This is a genomic window from uncultured Sphingomonas sp. (assembly GCF_964250165.1).
In the GTDB taxonomy this organism is placed as follows: Bacteria; Pseudomonadota; Alphaproteobacteria; order Sphingomonadales; family Sphingomonadaceae; genus Sphingomonas.
In genome coordinates, this window is sequence record NZ_CAXUEK010000019.1 from 1 (window position 1) to 20,697 (window position 20,697).

General features: G+C 69.4%; 16 protein-coding genes. 12 read left to right on the forward strand and 4 right to left on the reverse strand.

Going from position 1 to position 20,697, the window contains the following annotated elements; all coding sequences use genetic code 11:
- Nucleotides 1–1,037 (reverse strand): homogentisate 1,2-dioxygenase (gene hmgA / locus ACFE64_RS06085; protein WP_375391565.1); only part of this gene is annotated, 1,037 nt, incomplete at its 3' end.
- Between the two features lie 158 nt (nucleotides 1,038–1,195).
- Nucleotides 1,196–2,266, reverse strand: a complete 1,071-nt coding sequence (hppD, locus tag ACFE64_RS06090) for a 4-hydroxyphenylpyruvate dioxygenase (RefSeq protein ID WP_375391566.1) — start codon at nucleotides 2,264–2,266, stop codon at nucleotides 1,196–1,198.
- 74 nt (nucleotides 2,267–2,340) lie between these two features.
- Here hppD and ACFE64_RS06095 point away from each other — a divergent pair, with 74 nt between their 5' ends.
- The 5 genes from ACFE64_RS06095 to ACFE64_RS06115 all read left to right on the forward strand — a co-directional run bounded on the left by ACFE64_RS06095 (nucleotide 2,341) and on the right by ACFE64_RS06115 (nucleotide 9,159).
- The gene (locus ACFE64_RS06095) at nucleotides 2,341–2,778 is read left to right on the forward strand and encodes a MarR family winged helix-turn-helix transcriptional regulator (protein WP_375391567.1); all 438 of its coding nucleotides are present in this window, start codon (nucleotides 2,341–2,343) and stop codon (nucleotides 2,776–2,778) included.
- Nucleotides 2,779–3,013: 235 nt separating this feature from the next.
- Complete coding sequence (locus tag ACFE64_RS06100) at nucleotides 3,014–5,083, forward strand: malate synthase G (RefSeq protein ID WP_375391568.1); 2,070 nt, start codon at nucleotides 3,014–3,016, stop codon at nucleotides 5,081–5,083.
- Nucleotides 5,084–5,220: 137 nt separating this feature from the next.
- Complete coding sequence (locus ACFE64_RS06105) at nucleotides 5,221–5,745, forward strand: gamma carbonic anhydrase family protein (protein ID WP_375391569.1); 525 nt, start codon at nucleotides 5,221–5,223, stop codon at nucleotides 5,743–5,745.
- 64 nt (nucleotides 5,746–5,809) lie between these two features.
- Nucleotides 5,810–8,782, forward strand: coding sequence for a TonB-dependent receptor (locus ACFE64_RS06110; protein ID WP_375391570.1), 2,973 nt, complete (start codon nucleotides 5,810–5,812; stop codon nucleotides 8,780–8,782).
- Between the two features lie 59 nt (nucleotides 8,783–8,841).
- A complete protein-coding gene (locus ACFE64_RS06115; RefSeq protein ID WP_375391571.1) occupies nucleotides 8,842–9,159 on the forward strand; it encodes a hypothetical protein in 318 nt (105 codons plus the stop codon).
- A 24-nt stretch (nucleotides 9,160–9,183) separates the two neighbouring features.
- On the opposite strand, the gene ACFE64_RS06120 is transcribed toward ACFE64_RS06115, so the two are convergent.
- Entirely contained in the window at nucleotides 9,184–9,489 is a 306-nt protein-coding gene (locus tag ACFE64_RS06120) for a hypothetical protein (protein ID WP_375391572.1), read from the reverse strand.
- A 289-nt stretch (nucleotides 9,490–9,778) separates the two neighbouring features.
- Nucleotides 9,779–11,683, reverse strand: coding sequence for a potassium transporter Kup (locus tag ACFE64_RS06125; protein ID WP_375391573.1), 1,905 nt, complete (start codon nucleotides 11,681–11,683; stop codon nucleotides 9,779–9,781).
- Nucleotides 11,684–11,848: 165 nt separating this feature from the next.
- On the opposite strand from ACFE64_RS06125, the gene ACFE64_RS06130 reads away from it, so the two are divergent.
- The 7 genes from ACFE64_RS06130 to ACFE64_RS06160 all read left to right on the forward strand — a co-directional run bounded on the left by ACFE64_RS06130 (nucleotide 11,849) and on the right by ACFE64_RS06160 (nucleotide 20,620).
- Nucleotides 11,849–12,712, forward strand: a complete 864-nt coding sequence (locus ACFE64_RS06130; RefSeq protein WP_375391574.1) for a TorF family putative porin — start codon at nucleotides 11,849–11,851, stop codon at nucleotides 12,710–12,712.
- 105 nt (nucleotides 12,713–12,817) lie between these two features.
- Nucleotides 12,818–12,907, forward strand: a complete 90-nt coding sequence (locus ACFE64_RS06135) for a potassium-transporting ATPase subunit F (protein WP_375391575.1) — start codon at nucleotides 12,818–12,820, stop codon at nucleotides 12,905–12,907.
- Between the two features lie 13 nt (nucleotides 12,908–12,920).
- Nucleotides 12,921–14,624 (forward strand): potassium-transporting ATPase subunit KdpA, encoded by a 1,704-nt coding sequence (gene kdpA / locus ACFE64_RS06140; RefSeq protein ID WP_375391576.1) that lies wholly within the window; start codon nucleotides 12,921–12,923, stop codon nucleotides 14,622–14,624.
- A gap of 12 nt (nucleotides 14,625–14,636) precedes the next feature.
- Nucleotides 14,637–16,667 (forward strand): potassium-transporting ATPase subunit KdpB, encoded by a 2,031-nt coding sequence (gene kdpB, locus ACFE64_RS06145; protein ID WP_375391577.1) that lies wholly within the window; start codon nucleotides 14,637–14,639, stop codon nucleotides 16,665–16,667.
- 10 nt (nucleotides 16,668–16,677) lie between these two features.
- Nucleotides 16,678–17,268, forward strand: a complete 591-nt coding sequence (gene kdpC / locus ACFE64_RS06150) for a potassium-transporting ATPase subunit KdpC (RefSeq protein ID WP_375391578.1) — start codon at nucleotides 16,678–16,680, stop codon at nucleotides 17,266–17,268.
- Complete coding sequence (locus tag ACFE64_RS06155) at nucleotides 17,265–19,934, forward strand: DUF4118 domain-containing protein (RefSeq protein ID WP_375391579.1); 2,670 nt, start codon at nucleotides 17,265–17,267, stop codon at nucleotides 19,932–19,934. Before kdpC ends, ACFE64_RS06155 begins: the two co-directional genes overlap by 4 nt.
- Nucleotides 19,931–20,620, forward strand: coding sequence for a response regulator (locus tag ACFE64_RS06160; RefSeq protein ID WP_375391580.1), 690 nt, complete (start codon nucleotides 19,931–19,933; stop codon nucleotides 20,618–20,620). Before ACFE64_RS06155 ends, ACFE64_RS06160 begins: the two co-directional genes overlap by 4 nt.
- Nucleotides 20,621–20,697: the final 77 nt, after the last annotated feature.

A 20,697-nucleotide genomic window follows, 5' to 3' on the forward strand; every position in this document is an offset into this window, starting at 1 on the left:
TCGCTCATCACGTTGCGGTGGAACCAGGGCGGGCGGAACGTGCCCTCCGCCACCATCCAGCGCGGGGGAAAGATCACGACATCGGCGTTGGCCCGGCCCGGGACGTCGCTGGGCGAGGTCAGCAGCGTGAAGATCGACGGATCGGGATGATCGAAGCTGACCGTGTTGATCGCGTTGAACCGCGACAGGTCATACCGCCACGGCGCGAGGTTGCCGTGCCAGGCCACTACGTCGAGCGGCGAATGGTCCAGCGTCGTCGTCCACAGCGAGCCCATGAACTTCTGGATCACCTGGGTCGGCTCGTCCCGGTCCTCGAACCAGGCGACCGGCGTCTCGAAGTCGCGCGGATTGGCGAGCCCGTTGGCGCCGATCGGCCCGAGATCGGGCAGCCGGAACAGCGCGCCGTGATTCTCCGCGACATAGCCGCGCGCCTTGCCGTCGGGCAGCAGCGCGCGGAAGCGCACGCCGCGTGGCACCAGCGCGATCTGCCCGGGCGAGACCTCGATCCGGCCCAGCTCGGTCAGCAGCTCCAGTCGCCCGTCCTGGGGGATGAACAGCAGCTCGCCGTCCGCGTCCACGAACACGCGGGCGGCCATGTCCTGCGACGCCGCATAGACGTGCACCGCGACGCCCTCCAGATCGGCGGGATCGCGGTTGGCGAGCAGCGTCGTCATCCCGTCGACCAGATCGACGCCCGCGTCCGCGTCCGGCAGCGGGTCCCAGCGCAGCCGATTGGGGGCGAGCGGCGCGTCGCCGGTCCCCGGGGCGAACCGCGCCGCGCCGTCGTATCGCCGGAACGCCGGGTGCTCGGCGGTCGGCCGCATCCGGTAGAGCCACGACCGCCGGTTCTCGTGCCGCGGCGCGGTGAAGGCGGTGCCCGACAGCTGCTCGGCATATAATCCGAACGCCGGCCGCTGCGGCGAATTGCGCCCGATCGGCAGCGCGCCGGGGACGGCCTCGGTCGAGACGTGGTTGCCGAAGCCGGGCTGATAGACCGCGGCGGCGGCGGCGGCGGTGATCGGCTGCTGAGCGGTCATCGTTTTCTCCTGAACCCCTCTCCCGCAAGGGGAGAGGGAGGGACCCGCCGCCGTCAGGCGGTGGGAGGGTGAGGGACTGGATCGCATGTCGGCAACACCCCCTCACCCTGCGCGCTGGCGCGCGCCGTCCCTCTCCCCTGAAGGGAGAGGGACCGAAGTCAGGCGTCGACCTGGATCACGCCCCGGCGGATCTGGTCGAGCTCGATGCTCTCGAACAGCGCCTGGAAGTTGCCGTTGCCGAAGCCCTCATTGCCCTTGCGCTGGATAATCTCGAAGAAGATCGGCCCCACCATCGTCTCGGTGAAGATCTGCAAGAGGATGCCCTCGCCACGCTCGACCGAACCGTCGATCAGGATGCGGTTGCGACGCAGCCGCTCCAGGTCCTCGCCATGGCCGGGCACGCGCTTGTCGACCAGCTCGTAATAGGTCTCGATCGTGTCCTGCAGCGTCACGCCGCGCGCGCGCAGCTTCTCGACCGTGTCGAAGATGTCGGGCGTGGTCAGCGCGAGGTGCTGGATGCCCTCGCCATGATAGTCGCGGATGAACTCCTCGATCTGCGAATTGTCGTCCTGCGATTCGTTCAGGGGAATGCGGATCGCCTTGTCGGGCGCGATCATCGCCTGGCTGAACAGCCCGGTCGCCTTGCCCTTGATGTCGAAATACTTCTGTTCCTCGAAGCCGAACAGCGTGCGGTAGAAGGTGCTCCACACCTGCATCTGCCCGCGCCGGACATTGTGGGTGAGATGGTCGAGCAGGTCGAGCCCGACGCCGTTCTCCCGCTCCGCCTGTTCCCAGCCGGGGATCGGCTCCCAATCCGCATACAGGTCCGCGTCGGCCGGGATGAAGTAGAGGTAGGAGCCGCCGATGCCGACGATCGCGGTATCGTCCTCCTCCGTCCGCTCGGCGCCGTGCGCCAGCGCCCATGCGAAGGCCTTGGCGGGATCCGCCACGCGGAACGCCATCGCGCTGGCCGATGGTCCGTGCGCGGCGCGGAACGCGGCGACGCGCCCCGTCTCGTCGCGGTTGAGCATCAGGTTGATGCGCCCCTGCTTGTAGCGGGTGATCGCCTTCCGCGGATGCGTGTGCGTGGCGACGAAGCCCAGCTGCTCGAACTGCCGCGCCAGCACGTCCGGCTCGGGCGAGGTGAACTCGACGAACGCGAAGCCGTCGAGGCCTAGCGGGTTCTGCGCCGGAGTGGCGGTGTCGGTCGCGGCATCGTCGAGCGCCATGGTCGGCTCCTCATTAGTTTCATCTGAAACTATCCCGCTTGCCGTGCGGGAGTCAAACGCTACACGCTGGGCGGATGGCCAACCGGCTCGCGCTCGATCGGTTCCTCCCCTACCGGCTGTCGGTCGCGTCCAACCTGGTGAGCGACCGCATCGCGCAGGCGTATCGCGCGCTGTTCGGCCTCACCATCCCCGAATGGCGACTGGTCGCCGTCGCCGCGGAGGCGGGCCCGATCGCCCCCGCGACGCTCGGCGAGCGGACGCGGATGGACAAGGTGACGGTCAGCCGCGCGGCGACGGCGCTGGTGGCGCGCGGCCTGCTGGCGCGCGCGCCGCACGGGCAGGACCGCCGCTCGCACCTGTTGGCGCTGACGGACGCCGGCCGCGCCCTCTACGCCCGCGTCGCGCCCGAGGCGCTCAAGCTCGAGCGCCGGCTGCTCGCGAGCTTCAGCGCCGAGGAAGTCGCCACGCTGACGGCGATGCTGCGGAGGCTGGAGGAGGCGGCGGTGAACTAAGGCTGTCCTACACGCCGCCTCGCCGCTATGATCGCGCAGCGCTCTTTCTCATCACGAACGGCGCTCCGTGTTCCCGCGCGGGGAAGCCCTTTGGCATTGGCTTTCGTCCTCGCGGGCGCCGCAAACGCGTTCATGCCTGAAGATAGGTTGAAGATAAGGCCGGCGCGCCATCCCCTTGTCACCCGCGTCGCCCTCCGCCAAGCGCCGGCCCGACGACGCAGAGGGAATCAATGGGATGATCGACAAGGCAGGCCTTCTCGTCGCCGAGCCGCTGGCGCGCTTCATCGACGAGCATGCGCTCCCCGGCACGGGGCTGGACTCGGACGCCTTCTGGCAGGGCGCGGCCGCCATCTTCGCCCGCTTCGCGCCGGAGAATCGCGATCTGCTGGCGCGGCGCGACCAGCTCCAGCTGGAGATCGACGCGCGGTATCAGGCCGGCCAGCTCGTCGACGAAGCCTTCCTCCGCGACATCGGCTACCTCGTCCCCGAACCCGCCCCGTTCGCGGTCACGACGCAGAACGTCGACCCGGAGGTCGGCACCACCGCCGGCCCGCAGCTCGTCGTCCCCGTCCTCAACGCCCGCTTCCTCCTCAACGCCGCCAACGCCCGCTGGGGCAGCCTCTACGACGCACTTTACGGCACCGATGCGCTCGGCTCGCCCAATCCGGGTGGCCCGTATGACAAGGGGCGCGGCGCGCAGGTCATCGCCTGGGCCAAGGCGTTTCTCGACCAGGCCGTGCCGCCAGCCGAGGGCGGCTGGACCGACTGGACCGGCGGCGACCTGAACCTTGACAACCCGGCGCAGCTCTTCGGTCACGCCGGCGACAATCCGCTGTTGAAGCACAACGGCCTCCACATCGAAGTCGTGATCGACCGCACCCATCCGATCGGCCGTGACGACCCCGCCGGCATCGCCGACGTGATCCTCGAATCCGCCATCACCACCATCGTCGACCTGGAGGACTCGATCGCGGCGGTGGACGCCGACGACAAGGTCGCGGCCTACGCCAACTGGCTCGGCGTGATGCGCGGCGATCTGACCGATACCTTCGAGAAGGGCGGCCGCACGCTCACCCGCCGGCTGAACGAGGACCGCCGCTATACCACGCCCAATGGCGGCGAGCTCGTCCTGCCCGGTCGCTCGCTGCTCTTCGTCCGCAACGTCGGCCACCTGATGACCACGCCCGCCATCCTCCTGCCGGACGGCGGCGAGGCCCCCGAGGGCATCCTCGACGCGATCGTCACCTCCCTCTGCGCGCGCCACGACAAGGGCATGAACAGCCGCACCGGCTCGATCTACATCGTCAAGCCCAAGATGCACGGCCCCGACGAGGCCGCCTTCACCGACCGCCTGTTCGACGCGGTGGAGGACCTGCTCGGTCTCGCGCGCCACACGATCAAGATCGGCGTGATGGACGAGGAGCGCCGGACCAGCGCCAATCTCGCCGCCTGCATCCACGCGGTGAAGGACCGGATCGTCTTCATCAACACCGGCTTCCTCGACCGCACCGGCGACGAGATGCACACCGCGATGCGCGCCGGCCCGATGATCCGCAAGGGCGAGATGAAGCAGTCCCCCTGGATCAGGGCCTATGAGGACCGCAACGTCCAGATCGGCCTCGCCTGCGGGCTGGCCGGCCGCGCGCAGATCGGCAAGGGCATGTGGGCCGCCCCCGACATGATGGCCGACATGCTGGCGCAGAAGATCGCCCATCCGCTGACCGGCGCGACGACGGCCTGGGTGCCGAGCCCCACCGCCGCGACGCTGCACGCGACGCACTATCACCGGGTCGACGTCGCCGCGCGCCAGGCCGAGCGCCGGTCGGAGCCGGTCGCGCCGCTCGCCGACCTCTTGACCGTCCCGGCGGCGGCGGGGCGCAACTGGACGCCGGAGGAGGTGCGCGAGGAGCTCGACAACAACGCGCAGGGCATCCTCGGCTATGTCGTCCGCTGGATCGATCAGGGCGTCGGCTGCTCGAAGGTGCCCGACATCCACGATGTCGGCCTGATGGAGGACCGCGCGACGCTGCGCATCTCCTCCCAGCACATCGCCAATTGGCTGCTCCACGGCGTCGCCACCCCGCAGGAGGTCGACTCCGCCTTTACCCGCCAGGCCGCGGTCGTGGATCGGCAGAACGCCGGCGACCCGCTCTATCGGCCGCTCGCGCCCGACAGCCTGGCAATGCGCGCCGCCCGCGCGCTGGTGTTCGAGGGCGTCGGCCAGCCCAACGGCTATACCGAGCCGCTCCTCCACCGCTTCCGCCTGGAAGCGAAGGCGGCGGAGCATGATTGGGCGGAGAGTTGATCGGCTGCACCCGTCATGCCGGCCTTGCGCCGGCATCCAACGCCGGATTGGTCAAACGACCAGGAGCCGTTCCAAGCCATCACGCCCGACCTGCGTTGGATCCTAGCGCAAGGCCGGGGTGACGAAAGGAGAAAAGGATGCCCCTCTACCGCATCGCCGGCGTCCAGCCGCAGGTCCCCGCCTCCGCCTGGGTCGCCCCCTCGGCCGACTTGATCGGCGATGTCCAGCTCGGCGAGGAAGCGTCGGTCTGGTTCGGCGCGGTGATCCGGGCCGACAATACGCCGATCCTGATCGGCGCGCGCACCAACATCCAGGAAGGGGCCATGCTCCACTCCGATCCCGGCGCGCCGCTGACGATCGCCGCGGACTGCACGGTCGGCCACCATGCCATCCTGCACGGCTGCACGATCGGCCCCAACGTACTGATCGGCATGGGCGCGACCGTGCTCAACCGCGCGGTGATCGGCGAGAATTGCCTGGTCGGCGCGGGCGCGCTGGTGACCGAGGGCAAGAGCTTCCCGCCCGGTCATCTCATCGTCGGCAGCCCCGCGCGCGCCGTGCGTCCGCTCGACGAGGCCGCCATCGCCGGCCTGCGCCTGTCTGCCCGGCATTACGCCGCCAGGGCGCGGGATTATGCCGCCGATCTGCACCGGCTTGGCTGAACACGGGCACATTTCTGCGACAATTCGTCGGTAGGCGCGCCTGCTCACCGGGACTGGGGTTGGCATGCGCAGCGTTGGCTTGACGATGATGGCGCTCGGCGTCCTGCCGGCCGCCGCCACGGCGCAGCAGCCGCCCGCGCCGGCCGCCCCATCCGCCACGCCTGCGCCGCAGCCCGTGCCCCCCGCCGCCGCCGTGCCCGCGCCCGAGCAGCAGGCCGCGCCGCCTGCGCGGACGCCGCGCCCCGCCGTCGGTCAGGCGCCCGACAATGCCGACATCTCCGACGAGCCCGACGTCATCGTCACCGGCCAGCGCAACCTGCCCGGCTCGGTGATCGGCGACATTCCGTCCGAGGAGCAGCTCGGCCCCGCCGACATCCGCAGCTACGGCGTCAGCTCGGTCGCCGACCTGCTGAACGAGCTCAGCCCGCAGACGCGCTCCGGCCGCGGCTCCGGCGGCGCGCCGGTGGTGTTGCTCAACGGCCGCCGCATCTCCTCCTTCGCCGAGATCCGCGACCTGCCGACCGAGGCGATCGCCCGCGTCGACATCCTGCCCGAGGAGGTGGCGCTCAAATACGGCTACACCGCCGACCAGCGGGTGGTGAACTTCGTGCTGCGCCGCCGCTTCCGCGCCATCACCGCCGAGGTCGCCGATCGCATCTCGTCGCGGTTCGACCGCAACGGGCCGCAGGGCGAGCTCGACCTGCTCAACATCCGCCAGGACCGCCGCTTCAACCTCCACAGCTCCTACCAGGAGAACAATCCGCTGTTCGAGGACCAGCGCACGGTCCTCGGCTCGGCCAGTCCGTTCGCGGTCGGCGGCAACGTCGTCGGCGTGAACGGCGGCGCGCTCGATCCGTCGCTGGGCGGCCTGACCGAGGCGGGCGTACCCGCCGCCGGTGGCGGAACGCTCGCCGACTTCGCTGCCGCCCCGCTCAACAGCACCGATCTCGGGCCATACCGCACGCTGCTGGGGCGGAGCCGCACGCTGTCGGTCAACTCCACCTACTCGCGCAACATCTTCGGCCATGTCGGGGCGACGGTGAACGCGCGGCTGGAGGGCGACGACGGACGCAGCGACCAGGGCCTGCCCACCGTCTCGCTGTTGGTCCCGGCCGGCAACCCCTTCTCGCCGTTCAGCCAGGCGGTGCTGGTCGACCGTGCCGTCACCGGCTTCGGCAACATCCAGCAGCGCACCTCCAGCCTCGCCGGCCATCTCGGCGCGACGCTGAACGGCGACCTGCACAAGTGGCGCTGGAACGTCATCGCCAATTACGACAATACGACGTCGACGACGCTGACCGACACCGGCGTCGACGCCGGCGGCTTCCAGGCACGGCTGAACGCCAATGATCCGACCGCCAATCCCTTCGCCGCCTTGCCCGCCGGGGCGCTGACCGCGTTGCCGCAGAGCTTCGCGCGCAGCCACGCCACCGACGCCAACATCGACGCGCAGGCCAACGGCACGCTGTTCCGCCTGCCCGCGGGCGATGTCTCGACCAGCATCGCGGTCGGCGGCGACACCAGCGACTTCGCCAGCCGCTCGATCCGCGGTGCCCTGGTGCGGACCGGCCAGGTCTCGCGCGACAGCGGCACCGGCCGGCTCAACATCGACCTGCCGATCACCAGCCGCAGCAAGGGCGTGCTCGGCGCGATCGGCAACCTGTCGCTCAACGGCAACGCGAAGGTGGAGCAGCTGTCGGACTTCGGTACGCTGACGACGCTCGGCTACGGCGCGAACTGGCAGCCGGTTGAGCCGCTGCGCATCATTGTCTCGGTGACGGATCAGGACGGCGCGCCGACCGCCCAGCAGCTCGGCAATCCGCAGGTAGTGACGCCCAACGTCCGCGTCTTCGACTATGTCCAGGGCACCACCGCGACCGTGACGACGGTGAGCGGCGGCAACCCCGCGCTGCAGGGCTTCAGCACCCATACCGCCAAGGTCGGGCTGACGCTGAAGCCGTGGAAGAGCCACGACCTGACGATCATCGCCAACTACGTCACCAGCCATGTCGACGATCCGGTCGCCAGCTTCCCGGCGGCGACCGCGGCGATCGCGGCAGCGTTCCCGGGCCGCTTCACCCGCGATCCGGCCACCGGCACGCTGCTGCGCGTCGACACCACGCCGATCAACTTCGCGCGTACATCCCGTTCGGAGCTGCGCTACGGCTTCAACCTGTCGCTGCCGCTGAAATCGGACCTGCAGCGGAAGTTCGAGGCGTTCCGCAACGGCACCGGCCCGAACCCGTTCGCCGGGCTCAATTTCCCCGGTTTCGGCCGGCGGCCCGGGCAAGGCGACGGCGCGTCCGGCCGCGGTCAGGGCGGTACGCCGGAGCAAGGCAGCGCGCCGGCACAGGGGCAAGGCGCCGGCGCCGATCAGGGCCAACCCGGCACTTCGCCGCCGGCCGGCGATGCGGCCGCGCCCCCCACCGGCGCGCTACCTGCGCCCGGTCAGGGTGGCGGCTTTGGCGGTGGTCGCGGCGGCTTCGGCGGACCGGGCGGCGGCGGCGGCGGCGGTGGCCGGGGCGGGTTCGGCGGGCGCGGGCAGGGTGGCGGCCGCCTGCAATTCGCGCTCTACCACACCTGGCACTTCACCGACGACGTGCTGGTGGCGCCGGGCGGCCCGCGCCTCGACCTGCTCAACGGCGACGCGATCGGCTCGACCGGCGGCCAGTCCCGGCACGAGCTGGAGGGGCAGGCGGGCTACAGCAACAACGGGCTGGGCGCGCGGCTGTCGGAAAATTTCCAGAGCGCCACCCGGGTCAACGGCGGCACGGCGGGAGCGCCCGAGCAGCTCCGTTTCGGCGCGCTGGCGACGACCAGCCTGCGCCTGTTCTTCGATCCCACCGCCCGCGTCGACCTGTTGCGCAAGCATCCCTGGGTGCGGGGAACGCGGCTGACCTTCTCGATCGACAACCTGTTCGACGCGCGCCAGCACGTGACCGACCAGACCGGCGCGACGCCGGTAAGCTACCAGCCCGACCTGCTCGATCCACTGGGAAGGACGATCAGGCTGTCGATCCGCAAGCTATTCTTTTAAATTCGAACGCGATCATTTGAATCAGTAGGGACTCACACACGGACGTGATTTGCTGATTCATGGTGCTGACCGGAAGGCGGCTGGCACGGATGGGCAAGGTATATTCGGACGATCTGCGTCGGCGGGTGGTTTGCGGTGATGGCGGCGGGCAGGAGTGCGGTGATGTTGGTGCGGTATTCGACGTGGCGCCGAGCACGGCGGGCAACTGGTATCGGCGCTATCGTCGCGAGAGCAGCCATGCGGCGCGGCCGCTGGGAGGCGATCGGCGCTCGAAGCTGACGGAGCATGCGGGCTGGATCGGCGAGCGGCTGGCGGAAACGCCGGAGCTGACGTTGTTGCCACCTGTTCGGGCTGGCTCGCGCCACCCAGATAAGTGAAGGGGAGAGAGGTATCTCAAGCCATTATTGAGGCTGATCCTCGTCAACCGGCGGCGGTTTGACGAGTGCGGGCAGTGCCCTGCGCGAGCCGTCGTCGAGCGGCGCTCGGTAGGCCGCAGTTGGATCGGCGCTATTGTTGACCCGATAGCGCTGCACCCGCAGATCGAGTCGGCCGTTGACGCGCGTCGCCAAGCGGTTGTTGACGCGAAGGGGATTCAGGTCCGCCGGTTCGCCATTGGCGTTGAGGCGCACACCATAGGCTTCCTTGGTGCTGCGGACCGTGTTCGTGGTCTGGGCGCCCGCTGGTCTAAGCGTGGCAAATGCCGTCACCAGGATTACTACGAACGACCTTGAATGCATGACGCTGACTTACGTGCTTGGCCTCTGTTGCGCCACGGGGAATCGCCTGACCCGTACCCAAGCGGGAGTAGGCCTGCAGATATGCTCATCGGACGCGACTCAGCTAACAGCTGGCTGGAGCCAGGACCGCGACAGGCGCAGGGAAGCTGCGCGATGCCCGCGTCGGTCGCGAACGAGCCTGATTCCAGGTAGTTTGATTGACCCGCGGGTCACGCCGGCGAAGCGGGTCGCTCCGCGATCATCATCTTTCCGTCTGGCCTCAAATCTCCAGCTGCGATCCCAGCTCCACCACCCGATTGGTCGGCAGCTTGAAGAAGTCCATCGCGCTTTCGGCGTTGCGGACCATCCAGGCGAACAGCTTCTCGCGCCAGATCGCCATGCCCGGCCGATCGGACGGGATCAGCGTCTGGCGGCCCAGGAAATAGCTGGTCTCCATCCGTTTCAGCGGCGCGTCGTCGATGCGGATCGCCGCCAGCCCGGCAGGCACGTCGATCTCGTCCATGAAGCCGTAGTGGAGCACCACGCGCATGAACCGGTCGTCGATCGGCTGGAGCTCGAGCCGCGCGTCGGCCGGGATGGTCGGCACCTTGGCGATCGCGACCGTGACGATGATGATGTGCTCGTGCAGCACCTTGTTGTGCTTGACGTTGTGCAGCAACGCGTGCGGCACGCCCTCGCGCGATGAGCTGAGGAACACCGCGGTGCCGGGCACGCGTTCCAGGCTCTTGCGCGCGGAGCGGGCGAACAGCTCGGCGGGCATCGCGCCTTCCGCAAGGCGCGCGCGCATGATCTCGCGGCCCTTCGCCCAGGTCGTGAGCAGCGTGAAGGCGATCGCCGCGATCAGCAGCGGGAACCAGCCGCCGTCGGGCACCTTGGTCGCATTGGACGCGAAATACAGGCCGTCCACGACGACGAACAGCCCGGTCAGCGCGAACGCCAGCGGCTTGGGCCAGCGCCAGACCGAGACGGTCAGCACGCCCAGCATCAGCGCGGTGATCAGCATGGTCCCGGTCACCGCGATGCCATAGGCCGCGGCGAGCGCGCCCGAGCTGCGGAAGCCGAGCACCAGCGCCACGACGAGCACCAGCAGCCCCCAATTGACCAGCGGCACATAGATCTGGCCGATCGCGTGCTCGCTGGTATGCGCGATGCGCAGCCGCGGCAGGAAGCCGAGCTGCACCGCCTGCTGCGCCACCGAAAACGCGCCGGAGATCACCGCCTGGCTGGCGATCACGGTGGCGGCGGTGGCGAGGATGACGAGCGGAAAGCGCGCCCAGTGCGGCGCCATCAGGAAGAAGGGATTGCTGACGGTCGCCGGCGTGCCCAGGATCAGCGCACCCTGCCCCAGGTAATTGAGCATGAGGCAGGGCAGCGCGATGTAGAGCCACGCGATCGAGATCGCCTTGCGCCCGAAATGCCCCATGTCGGCGTAGAGCGCCTCCGCCCCCGTCACCACCAGCACGATCGAGCCGAGCGCCAGGAAGGCGAGGCGGAAATCGAGCAGGAAGAAGTTGAGCCCCCACCAGGGATTGATCGCGGACAGGATCGCGGGACGCGCGACGATGTTGGCGATGCCCAGCGCCGCCAGCACGCCGAAATAGAACAGCATCACCGGCCCGAACAGCGCCCCCACGCGCGCCGTGCCGCGGCTCTGGATCGTGAACAGCGCCACGAGGATGCCGATCGACAGCGGCAGCACGAGCCGCGTCATGCCGCTTTCCACGACGGTGAGCCCCTCCACCGCCGACAGCACCGAGATGGCGGGCGTGATGATGGCGTCGCCGAAGAACAAGGCGGTGGCCGCGATGCCCAGCATCATCAGCCCCTTGCTCCAGCGCCGCTGACCGACGCGATCCGCGACCAGCGCGAGCAGCGCCAGGCTGCCGCCCTCGCCGTGATTGTCGGCGCGCAGGATGACGAAGACGTATTTGACCGTCACGATCAGCATCATCGTCCAGAACACCAGCGACAGCACGCCGAAGACGTGCGGCTGGTCCACCGGCAGCGGATGCGGCCCGACGAGGCTTTCCTTCAGCGAATACAGGGGTGACGTGCCGATGTCGCCGAACACCACGCCGAGCGCGCCGAGCGCGAGCCCTCCCGTGGCACCTTGCGGCTGGTGCGAAACGGCGGTCGGATCGGCGGGGCCGGCGGGTGCGTCCATGCAGGGCTCCTACCGCGCCGCGCTCTCGATCGCACGTCGAATGGCAGAAATTACTATGCGATCACTACTCTGCGCGCTGCTTTTCCGTCTCGAACGGCAATGGCGTGCCGGACTAATTGCCCGCCTCACCGCGGTCGAGGTCGACCGCCCCTGTCCGAGGTTCCGATGCGCGTCACGTTCACCACCCTTGCGGGCATGCTGCTGGCCGTCCCCGCGCCGGTCCTGGCGCAGACCACGCCGGCCGGGGATACGAGCGACAAGTCCGGCGCGTCACCGGCGGCCGCCAACGCCGCCGCGCCGGCGGCGCCGGCCTCGCCCACGTCCCCGTTCACGATCACCGGTGGTGCAGCCATCGTGTCGCAATACCGCTTCCGCGGCATCTCGCAGTCGGACAACAAGCCGGTCGTCCAGGCGACCTTCACCGTCCAGCACGCGTCGGGGTTCTACATCTCGACCTGGGGCTCGAGTGCCAGCGCCAACAACGCGGTCAACCTGGGCGGGACCGAGATCGACGTCTATGGCGGCTACACCCATGCGCTCGGCAAGAGCGGACTGACGGTCGATGGCGGCCTCTACGGCTACATCTATCCGGGCAGCCGCAAGGCGGTGGGCACGAGCGAGAGCTATTACGAGGTCTACGGTTCGCTCGCCAAGGCGATCGGGCCGGCGACGCTCAAGGCCGGGGCCTATTGGGCGCCGCGCCAGACCTACTTCAACGCCTTCGCGACGCCGACGCGCTACAGCGTGTACGAGTATGGCGAACTGGGCGCGACCATCCCGAACACGGGTCTGACGCTGCACAGTCACCTCGGTCACACCGGCGGCGGGCTGAACTACGCCGGCCACGAATATCTCGATTACACCGTCGGCGCGGGATACAAGTGGAAGGCGCTGACCTTCGACCTGTCGGTGGTCGGGACCAACCTGTCGCGCAACGACACCCGCGCCGCCGATCTTGCCGCCGCCACCACCGATTTCCACCGCGCCGCCAAGTCGGTGCTGGTCGGGTCGGTCACCGCCAGCTTCTGAGGAGCGTCATCATGCAGGACATTCTCTGGATCGCGATCACCCTCGGGCTGCTGGCGCTGACCCTGGCCTATTTCCGCCTGTGCGAGAAAGCGTGAGGATTTCCCGATGACCATCGACCTTTGGCTGGGCGGCCTGACCGCCGTCGGCCTGCTCGCCTATCTCGTCGCGGTGCTCGTCCACCCCGAGCGCTACTGAGCGGAGAAGAACCATGACCCTCCAAGGTTGGCTGCTCATCCTGGTCTTCACGGCGCTGGTCGTGGCGATCACCAAGCCGTTCGGCATGGGTCTGTTCGCGATCATGGAAGGACGGCGCACCTGGCTGCATCCCGTCCTGGGTCCGGTCGAGCGTGGGTTCTACACGCTGTCCGGGATCGATCCCGCCGCCGATCAGAGCTGGAAGCGCTTCGGCATCCACATGCTGCTGTTCAACGTCGCCGGCCTGTTCCTGACCTATGCGATCCTGCGGCTGCAATTCTACCTGCCGCTCAACCCGCTCGGCTTTGCCGGGCTGGCGCCGCATCTGGCGTGGAACACCGCGGTCAGCTTCGCCACCAACACCAACTGGCAGAGCTATAGCGGCGAATCGACGATGTCGCAGTTCAGCCAGATGGTCGGGCTGACGATCCACAACTTCACCTCCGCGGCGACCGGCATCGCGCTGGCGTTCGCGTTCATCCGTGGCTTCGCGAGACGCGAGGCCAGCGGACTTGGCAATTTCTGGGCCGACGTCACGCGCGTGACCCTGTACCTGCTGCTGCCGGCCTGCCTCGTCTATGCGGTGATCCTGCTCGCCGCCGGCGTGCCGCAGACCTTCGACGGCTCGGTGACCGCCACCACGCTGGAGGGTGCCAAGCAGACGATCGTCCTGGGCCCCGTCGCGAGTCAGGAAGCGATCAAGATGGTCGGCACCAATGGTGGCGGCATCTTCAACGGCAACTCGGCACATCCGTTCGAAAACCCCAGCGCGCTCATCAACCTGTTGCAGATGCTGTCCATCTTCTCGATCGGCGCCGGGCTGACCTGGACGTTCGGCAAGGCCGTCGGCAACACGAAACAGGGCTGGGCGATCTTCAGCGCCATGCTCGCGCTGTTCCTGGTCGGCACCGCCGTCACCTATGCCGCAGAAAGCGCCGGCAACCCGATCCATCATGCGCTGGGCATCGCCGGGGGCAACATGGAAGGCAAGGAGGTGCGCTTCGGCATCGCCGCATCGAGCCTCTTCGCGGTGGTCACCACCGACGCATCCTGCGGCGCCGTCAACGCGATGCATGACAGCTTCACGGCGATCGGGGGCATGATCCCGCTGTTCAACATCCAGCTCGGCGAGATCATCTTCGGCGGCGTCGGATCGGGGCTCTACGGCATGCTGCTGTTCGTCATCCTGGCGGTATTCGTGGCCGGGCTGATGGTCGGGCGAACGCCGGAATACGTCGGCAAGAAGATCGACGGGCGCGAGGTCAAGCTCGCGGTGCTGGCGATCGCGGTGCTGCCGCTCATCATCCTGGGCTTCACCGGCATCGCGTCGGTGTCGAAGGACGGGCTCGCGGGCCTGGCGAACCAGGGGCCGCACGGCTTTTCGGAGATGCTCTATGCCTTTACCTCGGCGGTCGGCAACAACGGCAGCGCGTTCGCCGGCCTGACCGCGAGCACGCCCTTCTATGACGGGCTGCTCGGGGTGGCGATGTGGCTTGGACGGTTCTTCGTGATCGTGCCGATGCTGGCGATCGCCGGCAGCCTCGCCGCCAAGCGCATCGTGCCCGCTTCGGCCGGGTCCTTCCCGACCACCGGCCCGCTCTGGGTGGCGCTGCTGATCGGCGTGATCCTCATTCTCGGCGGCCTTACCTTCCTGCCGTCGCTCGCCCTTGGACCCATCGCCGACCAGATCGCGATGATCCACGGCCAGACCTTCTAAGGAGCGCTACCCATGGCTCGCGCCGCTTCACGCTCGCTGTTCACCGCCGATCTGCTTGGGCCCGCGATCGCGGATTCGTTCCGCAAGCTCGATCCCCGGACACTGATCCGCAACCCGGTCATGTTCGTCACCGCGACGGTGGCGCTGCTGGTGACGGTCATGCTGGTGGCGGGCATCGGCGGCGGCTCGTTCGCGTTCAAGGCGCAGCTCGTGTTCTGGCTGTGGCTGACCGTGCTGTTCGGCAATTTCGCCGAGGCGCTCGCAGAGGGGCGCGGCAAGGCGCAGGCTGCCTCGTTGCGCGCCGCCAAGGGCGAACTGACCGGCAAGCGCATCCTGGGGCGCGGAACGGAGACCGTGCCCGCCTCGGCGTTGCGGGTCGGCGACGTGGTGCTGGTCGAGACCGGTGACCTGATCCCGGCCGACGGCGAGGTGATCGAGGGCGTGGCGTCCGTCAACGAGGCCGCGATCACCGGCGAAAGCGCGCCGGTGATCCGCGAGGGCGGCGGCGATCGCTCGGCGGTCACGGCGGGAACGCGCGTGATCTCGGACTCGCTGAAGGTCCGCGTCACCGCCGGCCCCGGCCAGGGCTTCCTCGACCGGATGATCGCGCTGATCGAGGGCGCGGAGCGGCAGAAGACGCCCAACGAGATCGCGCTCACCATCCTGCTGGTCGGGCTCACGATCATCTTCCTGATCGCGGTCGGCACCATCCCGATGTTCGCGCGCTACGCCGGCGGCATCGTCCCCGTGGTGATCCTGGCGGCGCTGCTCATCACGCTTATCCCGACGACGATCGCAGCGCTGCTGTCGGCGATCGGCATTGCGGGGATGGACCGGCTGGTTCGCTTCAACGTGCTCGCCAAGTCGGGCCGCGCCGTCGAGGCCGCCGGCGACATCGATGTCCTGCTGCTCGACAAGACCGGCACCATCACGATCGGCGACCGTCAGGCGAGCGAGTTCCGGCCCGTCGGCGGTGCGTCGGCGGGCGAGCTGGCGGACGCGGCGCTATTCGCCAGCCTTGCCGACGAGACGCCGGAGGGACGCTCGATCGTCGTCCTGGCGCGCGAGCGGTTCGGCGTGACCACCCGAACTTTGCCCGGGGACGCGGAGGTCATCCCCTTCACCGCCCAGACGCGCATCTCGGGTGTCCGCATCGGTGACTCGCTGATCCAGAAGGGCGCGGTCGATTCGATCCTGAAGGCGAACCCCGGCGCCGGCCAGACCGCCGCCGCGACCGAGCTGCGCCGCGTCACCGACGAGATCGCGCGCGCCGGCGGCACGCCGCTGGCGGTGGCGCAAAACGGGCGATTGCTCGGCGCTATCTTCCTCAAGGACGTGGTCAAGGCCGGCATTTCGGAGCGCTTCGGCGAGCTGCGCGCGATGGGCATCCGCACGGTGATGATCACCGGCGACAACCCGCTGACCGCCGCGGCGATCGCCGCCGAGGCGGGGGTGGACGATTTCCTTGCCCAGGCGACGCCGGAAGACAAGCTGGCCTATATCCGCAAGGAGCAGGTCGGCGGCCGGTTGGTCGCGATGTGCGGCGACGGCACCAACGACGCGCCGGCGCTCGCCCAGGCCGACGTCGGCGTGGCGATGAACACGGGCACGCAGGCCGCACGCGAGGCGGGCAACATGGTCGATCTGGACAGCGACCCGACGAAGCTGATCGAGATCGTCGGGCTGGGCAAACAGCTGTTGATGACGCGCGGCGCGCTGACCACCTTTTCGATCGCCAACGACGTGGCCAAGTATTTCGCCATCCTGCCGGCGATGTTCATCGTCCTCTACCCGGGATTGGCGATCCTCAACGTCATGCACCTAGCGACGCCGACGAGCGCGATCCTGTCCGCGATCATCTTCAACGCGGTCATCATCCCGCTGCTGGTGCCGCTGGCGCTGCGTGGCGTGACCTATCGCCCGATCGGGGCGGGGCCGTTGCTGGCGCGCAATCTGGGTATCTACGGCCTGGGCGGGCTGGTCGCGCCGTTCGCCGGCATCAAGCTCATCGATCTCGCCGTGTCCGGCATCGGGCTGGCATAAGGAGCCAATCATGGGTTCGGATTTCTTCTCGGGGCTGCGGCCGGCGCTGGTGCTGACGGTGCTGCTGACGATCCTCTCGTGCGGGCTCTATCCGCTGGCGGTGATGGGGATCGGCAAGCTTGCGTTCGCGCATCAGGCCAATGGCAGTCTGATCGTCGACAAGGGCGTCGTCACCGGCTCGGAGCTGATCGGCCAGTCGTTCACCAGCGACCGCTACTTCAACTCGCGGCCGTCGGCGGCGGGCAAGGGCTATGACGGGACGGCGTCGTCCGGCTCCAACATGGGGCCGACCTCCAAGGCGCTGGCCGATCGCATCAAGGGCGATATCGCGCTTCGCCGCTCGCAGGGCGTGACCGGCGCCATCCCGGCCGATCTCGTGACCGCATCGGCGTCGGGCCTCGATCCCGACCTGTCGCCGGAGGCCGCGCTGGCCCAGGTCGGGCGGGTCGCGCGGGCGCGGAAACTGTCGCCCGATGCGCTGCGCGGCCTGGTGGAACGGTCCACCCGCCAGCCGCTGCTCGGCTTCATCGGCGAGCCGCACGTCAATGTGCTGCTGCTCAATCGACAGCTGGACCAGATGGGCACTACACCGGCGCGGTGAGCCCGGTATCGGATCGTCCCTCTCCCGAAGCATTCCTGCGCGCCGCCGCGCAGGAGGGGCGCGGCCGGTTGAAGATCTTCCTCGGCGCCGCGCCGGGCGTCGGCAAGACGTACGAGATGCTCTCCGAGGGCGCGGCGCGCCGGGCGGCAGGCACGGACGTGGTGATCGGGATCGTCGAGACGCACGGCCGTGCCGACACCGCCGCGCTGACGCATGGCCAGGAGATCGTGCCCCGGCGTGAGGCGGATCACCAGGGTCGGACGCTAACCGAAATGGACCTCGACGCGGTGCTGGCCCGTCGGCCGGCGCTGGTGCTCGTCGACGAGCTTGCGCACAGCAACGCCCCCGGATCCCGTCATCCCAAGCGCTGGCAGGACGTGGAAGAGCTGCTCGCCGCGGGCATCGAGGTGTGGTCCACGATCAACGTCCAGCACATCGAGAGTCTCAACGACGTGGTCGCCTCGTTCACGCATGTGCGCGTGCGCGAGACCGTGCCCGACCATGTGCTGGAACAGGCTGAGATCGAGATCGTCGACATTCCGCCCGACGAACTGATCGAGCGGCTGCGGCAGGGCAAGGTCTACCTGCCGGAAGAGGCGACCCGCGCGCTCGGACATTTCTTCTCCAAATCCAACCTGTCGGCGCTGCGCGAGCTGGCGCTGCGGCGCGCCGCCCAGGCGGTGGATGCACAGATGCTGGAGCATGTCCGCGCGCAGGGGGTCGGCGGTACCTGGGCCGGGGGCGAGCGGATCGTGGTCGCCGTGAGCGAGCTGCCCGGCGCCGACGGCCTGGTCCGGGCGGCGAAGCGGCTCGGCGACGCCCTGCACGCCCCGTGGACGGCGGTGCATGTCGAGACGCCGCGCCACGGCCGGCTCGGCCCGGCCGAGCAGCAGCGCATCGCCGCGACGCTGGCGCTGACGACGCAGCTGGGCGGCCAGGTCGCCTCCGTGCCGGCGGCGGATGTGATGGACGGGTTGAAGAGTTTCGCCGCCGATTCACGCGCCACGCAGCTGATCGTCGGCAAGTCGGTGCGCTCCCGCTGGTTCGAGCTGCGCCACGGCTCGGTCGTCGACCGGCTGGTGCGCGAGACGCCCGGCGTCGCGGTCCACGTCCTGCCGCTGGACGCAGGCCCGCCCGATGCGACCGGCCGCCCGCGCCGTGTCGGCGCGCGCGATGCCGCCGCGAAGCCCGGAGCCTATGCCTGGACGATCCTGATGGTCGCCGGCGTCACCGCGGCGACGCTGGCGCTGGTGCGCGTGCTGGCCCTGGGCAATGTGGCCCTGTTGTATCTGCTGCCGGTCATGGCCGCGGCCAGCCTGTTCGGGCTGCGCCCCGGCCTCTTTGCCGGCCTGCTGTCCAGCCTCGCCTATAATTTCTTCTTCCTGCCGCCGACCGGGACGCTGACGATCAGCAAGCCGGAGAACGTCATCTCCGTGGTGGTGCTGCTCGGCGTCGCCACGGCCACCAGCCAGCTGACCGCGCGCGTGCGGGCGCAGGCGGATCTCGCCGCGTCCAGCGCCCGGTCGAACGCCGTGCTGGCGGGCTTCCTGCGCCAGCTCACCGCGCTCGGTGACCGCGACGCGGTGGGTGGCGCGATCTGCGGCGAGATCGCGCGGCTGCTGCACCTGCGCGTCGTCCTGCTGGCGCCGGGCGCCGCCGGGCTGGCCGTGGAGGCGGCGAGCGGCGAGCCGCCCGACCTCGGCGTGATGGATCTCGCCGCCGCGCAATGGGCGCGCGACAACGGCAAGCCCGCCGGCCGCGGCTCCGACACGCTCACCGCATCCGATTGGCTGTTCCAGCCGCTGATGGCGGGCGATCGCGTCCTGGCGGTGCTCGGGCTGGCGCGCGAGGATGCGGGTGAGGCGGTGCGTTCGGACCAATATGGGCTGCTGATGAGCCTGGTCGATCAGGCGGCGCTGACGCTGGAACGGCTGCGGCTGGAGGACGAGACGCGCGATCTGGGCGCGGTGCGCGAGCGCGATCGGCTGCGCGCGGCGCTGCTGTCGTCGGTCGGGCACGATCTGCGCACCCCGCTCACCTCCGTGCTCGCCGCCGCCGGCGAACTGGCGCGGCGGGGCGACGATCCGCTGGTCGCGGTGATCGAACGCGAGGCGGTGCGGCTCAGCCGGTTCGTCGAGAACCTGCTCGACATGACGCGCGTCGAGGCGGGTGCGATGCCGCTGGCGATCGAGCCGGTCGATCTGACCGACGCCGTGGCCGCCGCCGTCCACGATGCCCGGCGGTCGCTGGAGGGGCACGAGGTGATGGTCGACGTGCCGCCGGACCTGCCGCTCGTGCGCGCGGACCCTCAGCTCCTCCACCATTGCCTGCTCAACCTGCTCGACAATGCGGGCCGCTACGGTGATCCCGGAACCCCGGTCGCGGTCTGCGCCGCGCGGGAGCCGGGCGGTGTGGCGTTGCAGGTGATCGATCATGGGCCCGGGCTGCCCGCCGGACAGGAACAGGCGGTGTTCGAGACGTTCCGGCGCCTGTCGGGGTCGGATCGCGCGCCCGGCGGCACGGGCCTGGGCCTGGCGATCGTCAAGGGCTTCGCCGATGCGATGGGCATGACCGTCACCGCCGCGACGCGCGCCGACGCCGCGGGCGCGTGCTTCAGCCTGCGTTTCCCCGACGCGCTGCTGATGCCATTGGGCGAGCCGGCATGAGCGGCGGTCGGATCCTGATCGTCGACGACGAGCTGTATATCCGCCGGCTGCTGACGGCGACGCTGGTGCGTGCCGGTTATCAGGTCGAGGAGGCGGGCACCGCGGCGCAGGCGCTGGCGGTGGCGGCGCAGAGCCGCCCCGAGCTGGTGCTGCTCGACCTGGGGCTGCCGGACCGGGACGGGCTGGAGCTGGTGCAGCCGCTGAAGCGCGACGGCAAGACCGCCGTGGTGGTGGTCTCGGCCCGCGAGGGCACCGACGACAAGGTCGCGGCGCTGGACCTCGGCGCGGACGACTATGTGACCAAGCCGTTCGATACCGAGGAGCTGCTCGCCCGCGTCCGCGCCGCGCTGCGCCACAAGCTCGGGGAGCGCGGGAGCGCGGCGGTGGTGGTCGCAGGCATGCTGGCGATCGATCTGGTCAATCGCGAGGTCCGCCGCGGCGAGCAGGAGGTGCATCTCACGCGCAAGGAATACGAGGTGCTGGCCACGCTGGCGGCGGCGCCCGACCGGGTGGTGACGCACCAGACCATCCTCGCCGCCGCGTGGCCGCATGATTACGATCACCGCGTCGAGTATCTGCGCATCGTGGTGCGGCAGCTGCGGCAGAAGATCGAGCCCGATCCGGCGCGACCTACCGTCATCACCAACGAATTGGGGGTCGGCTACCGGTTGCGTACCGGATCGTGACCAATCCTACGCCGACGCTACGGCGTCGCGCGTCGACCTGGCTCGAATCGCTATGCGCCCGGCGATAGATGGGCCGT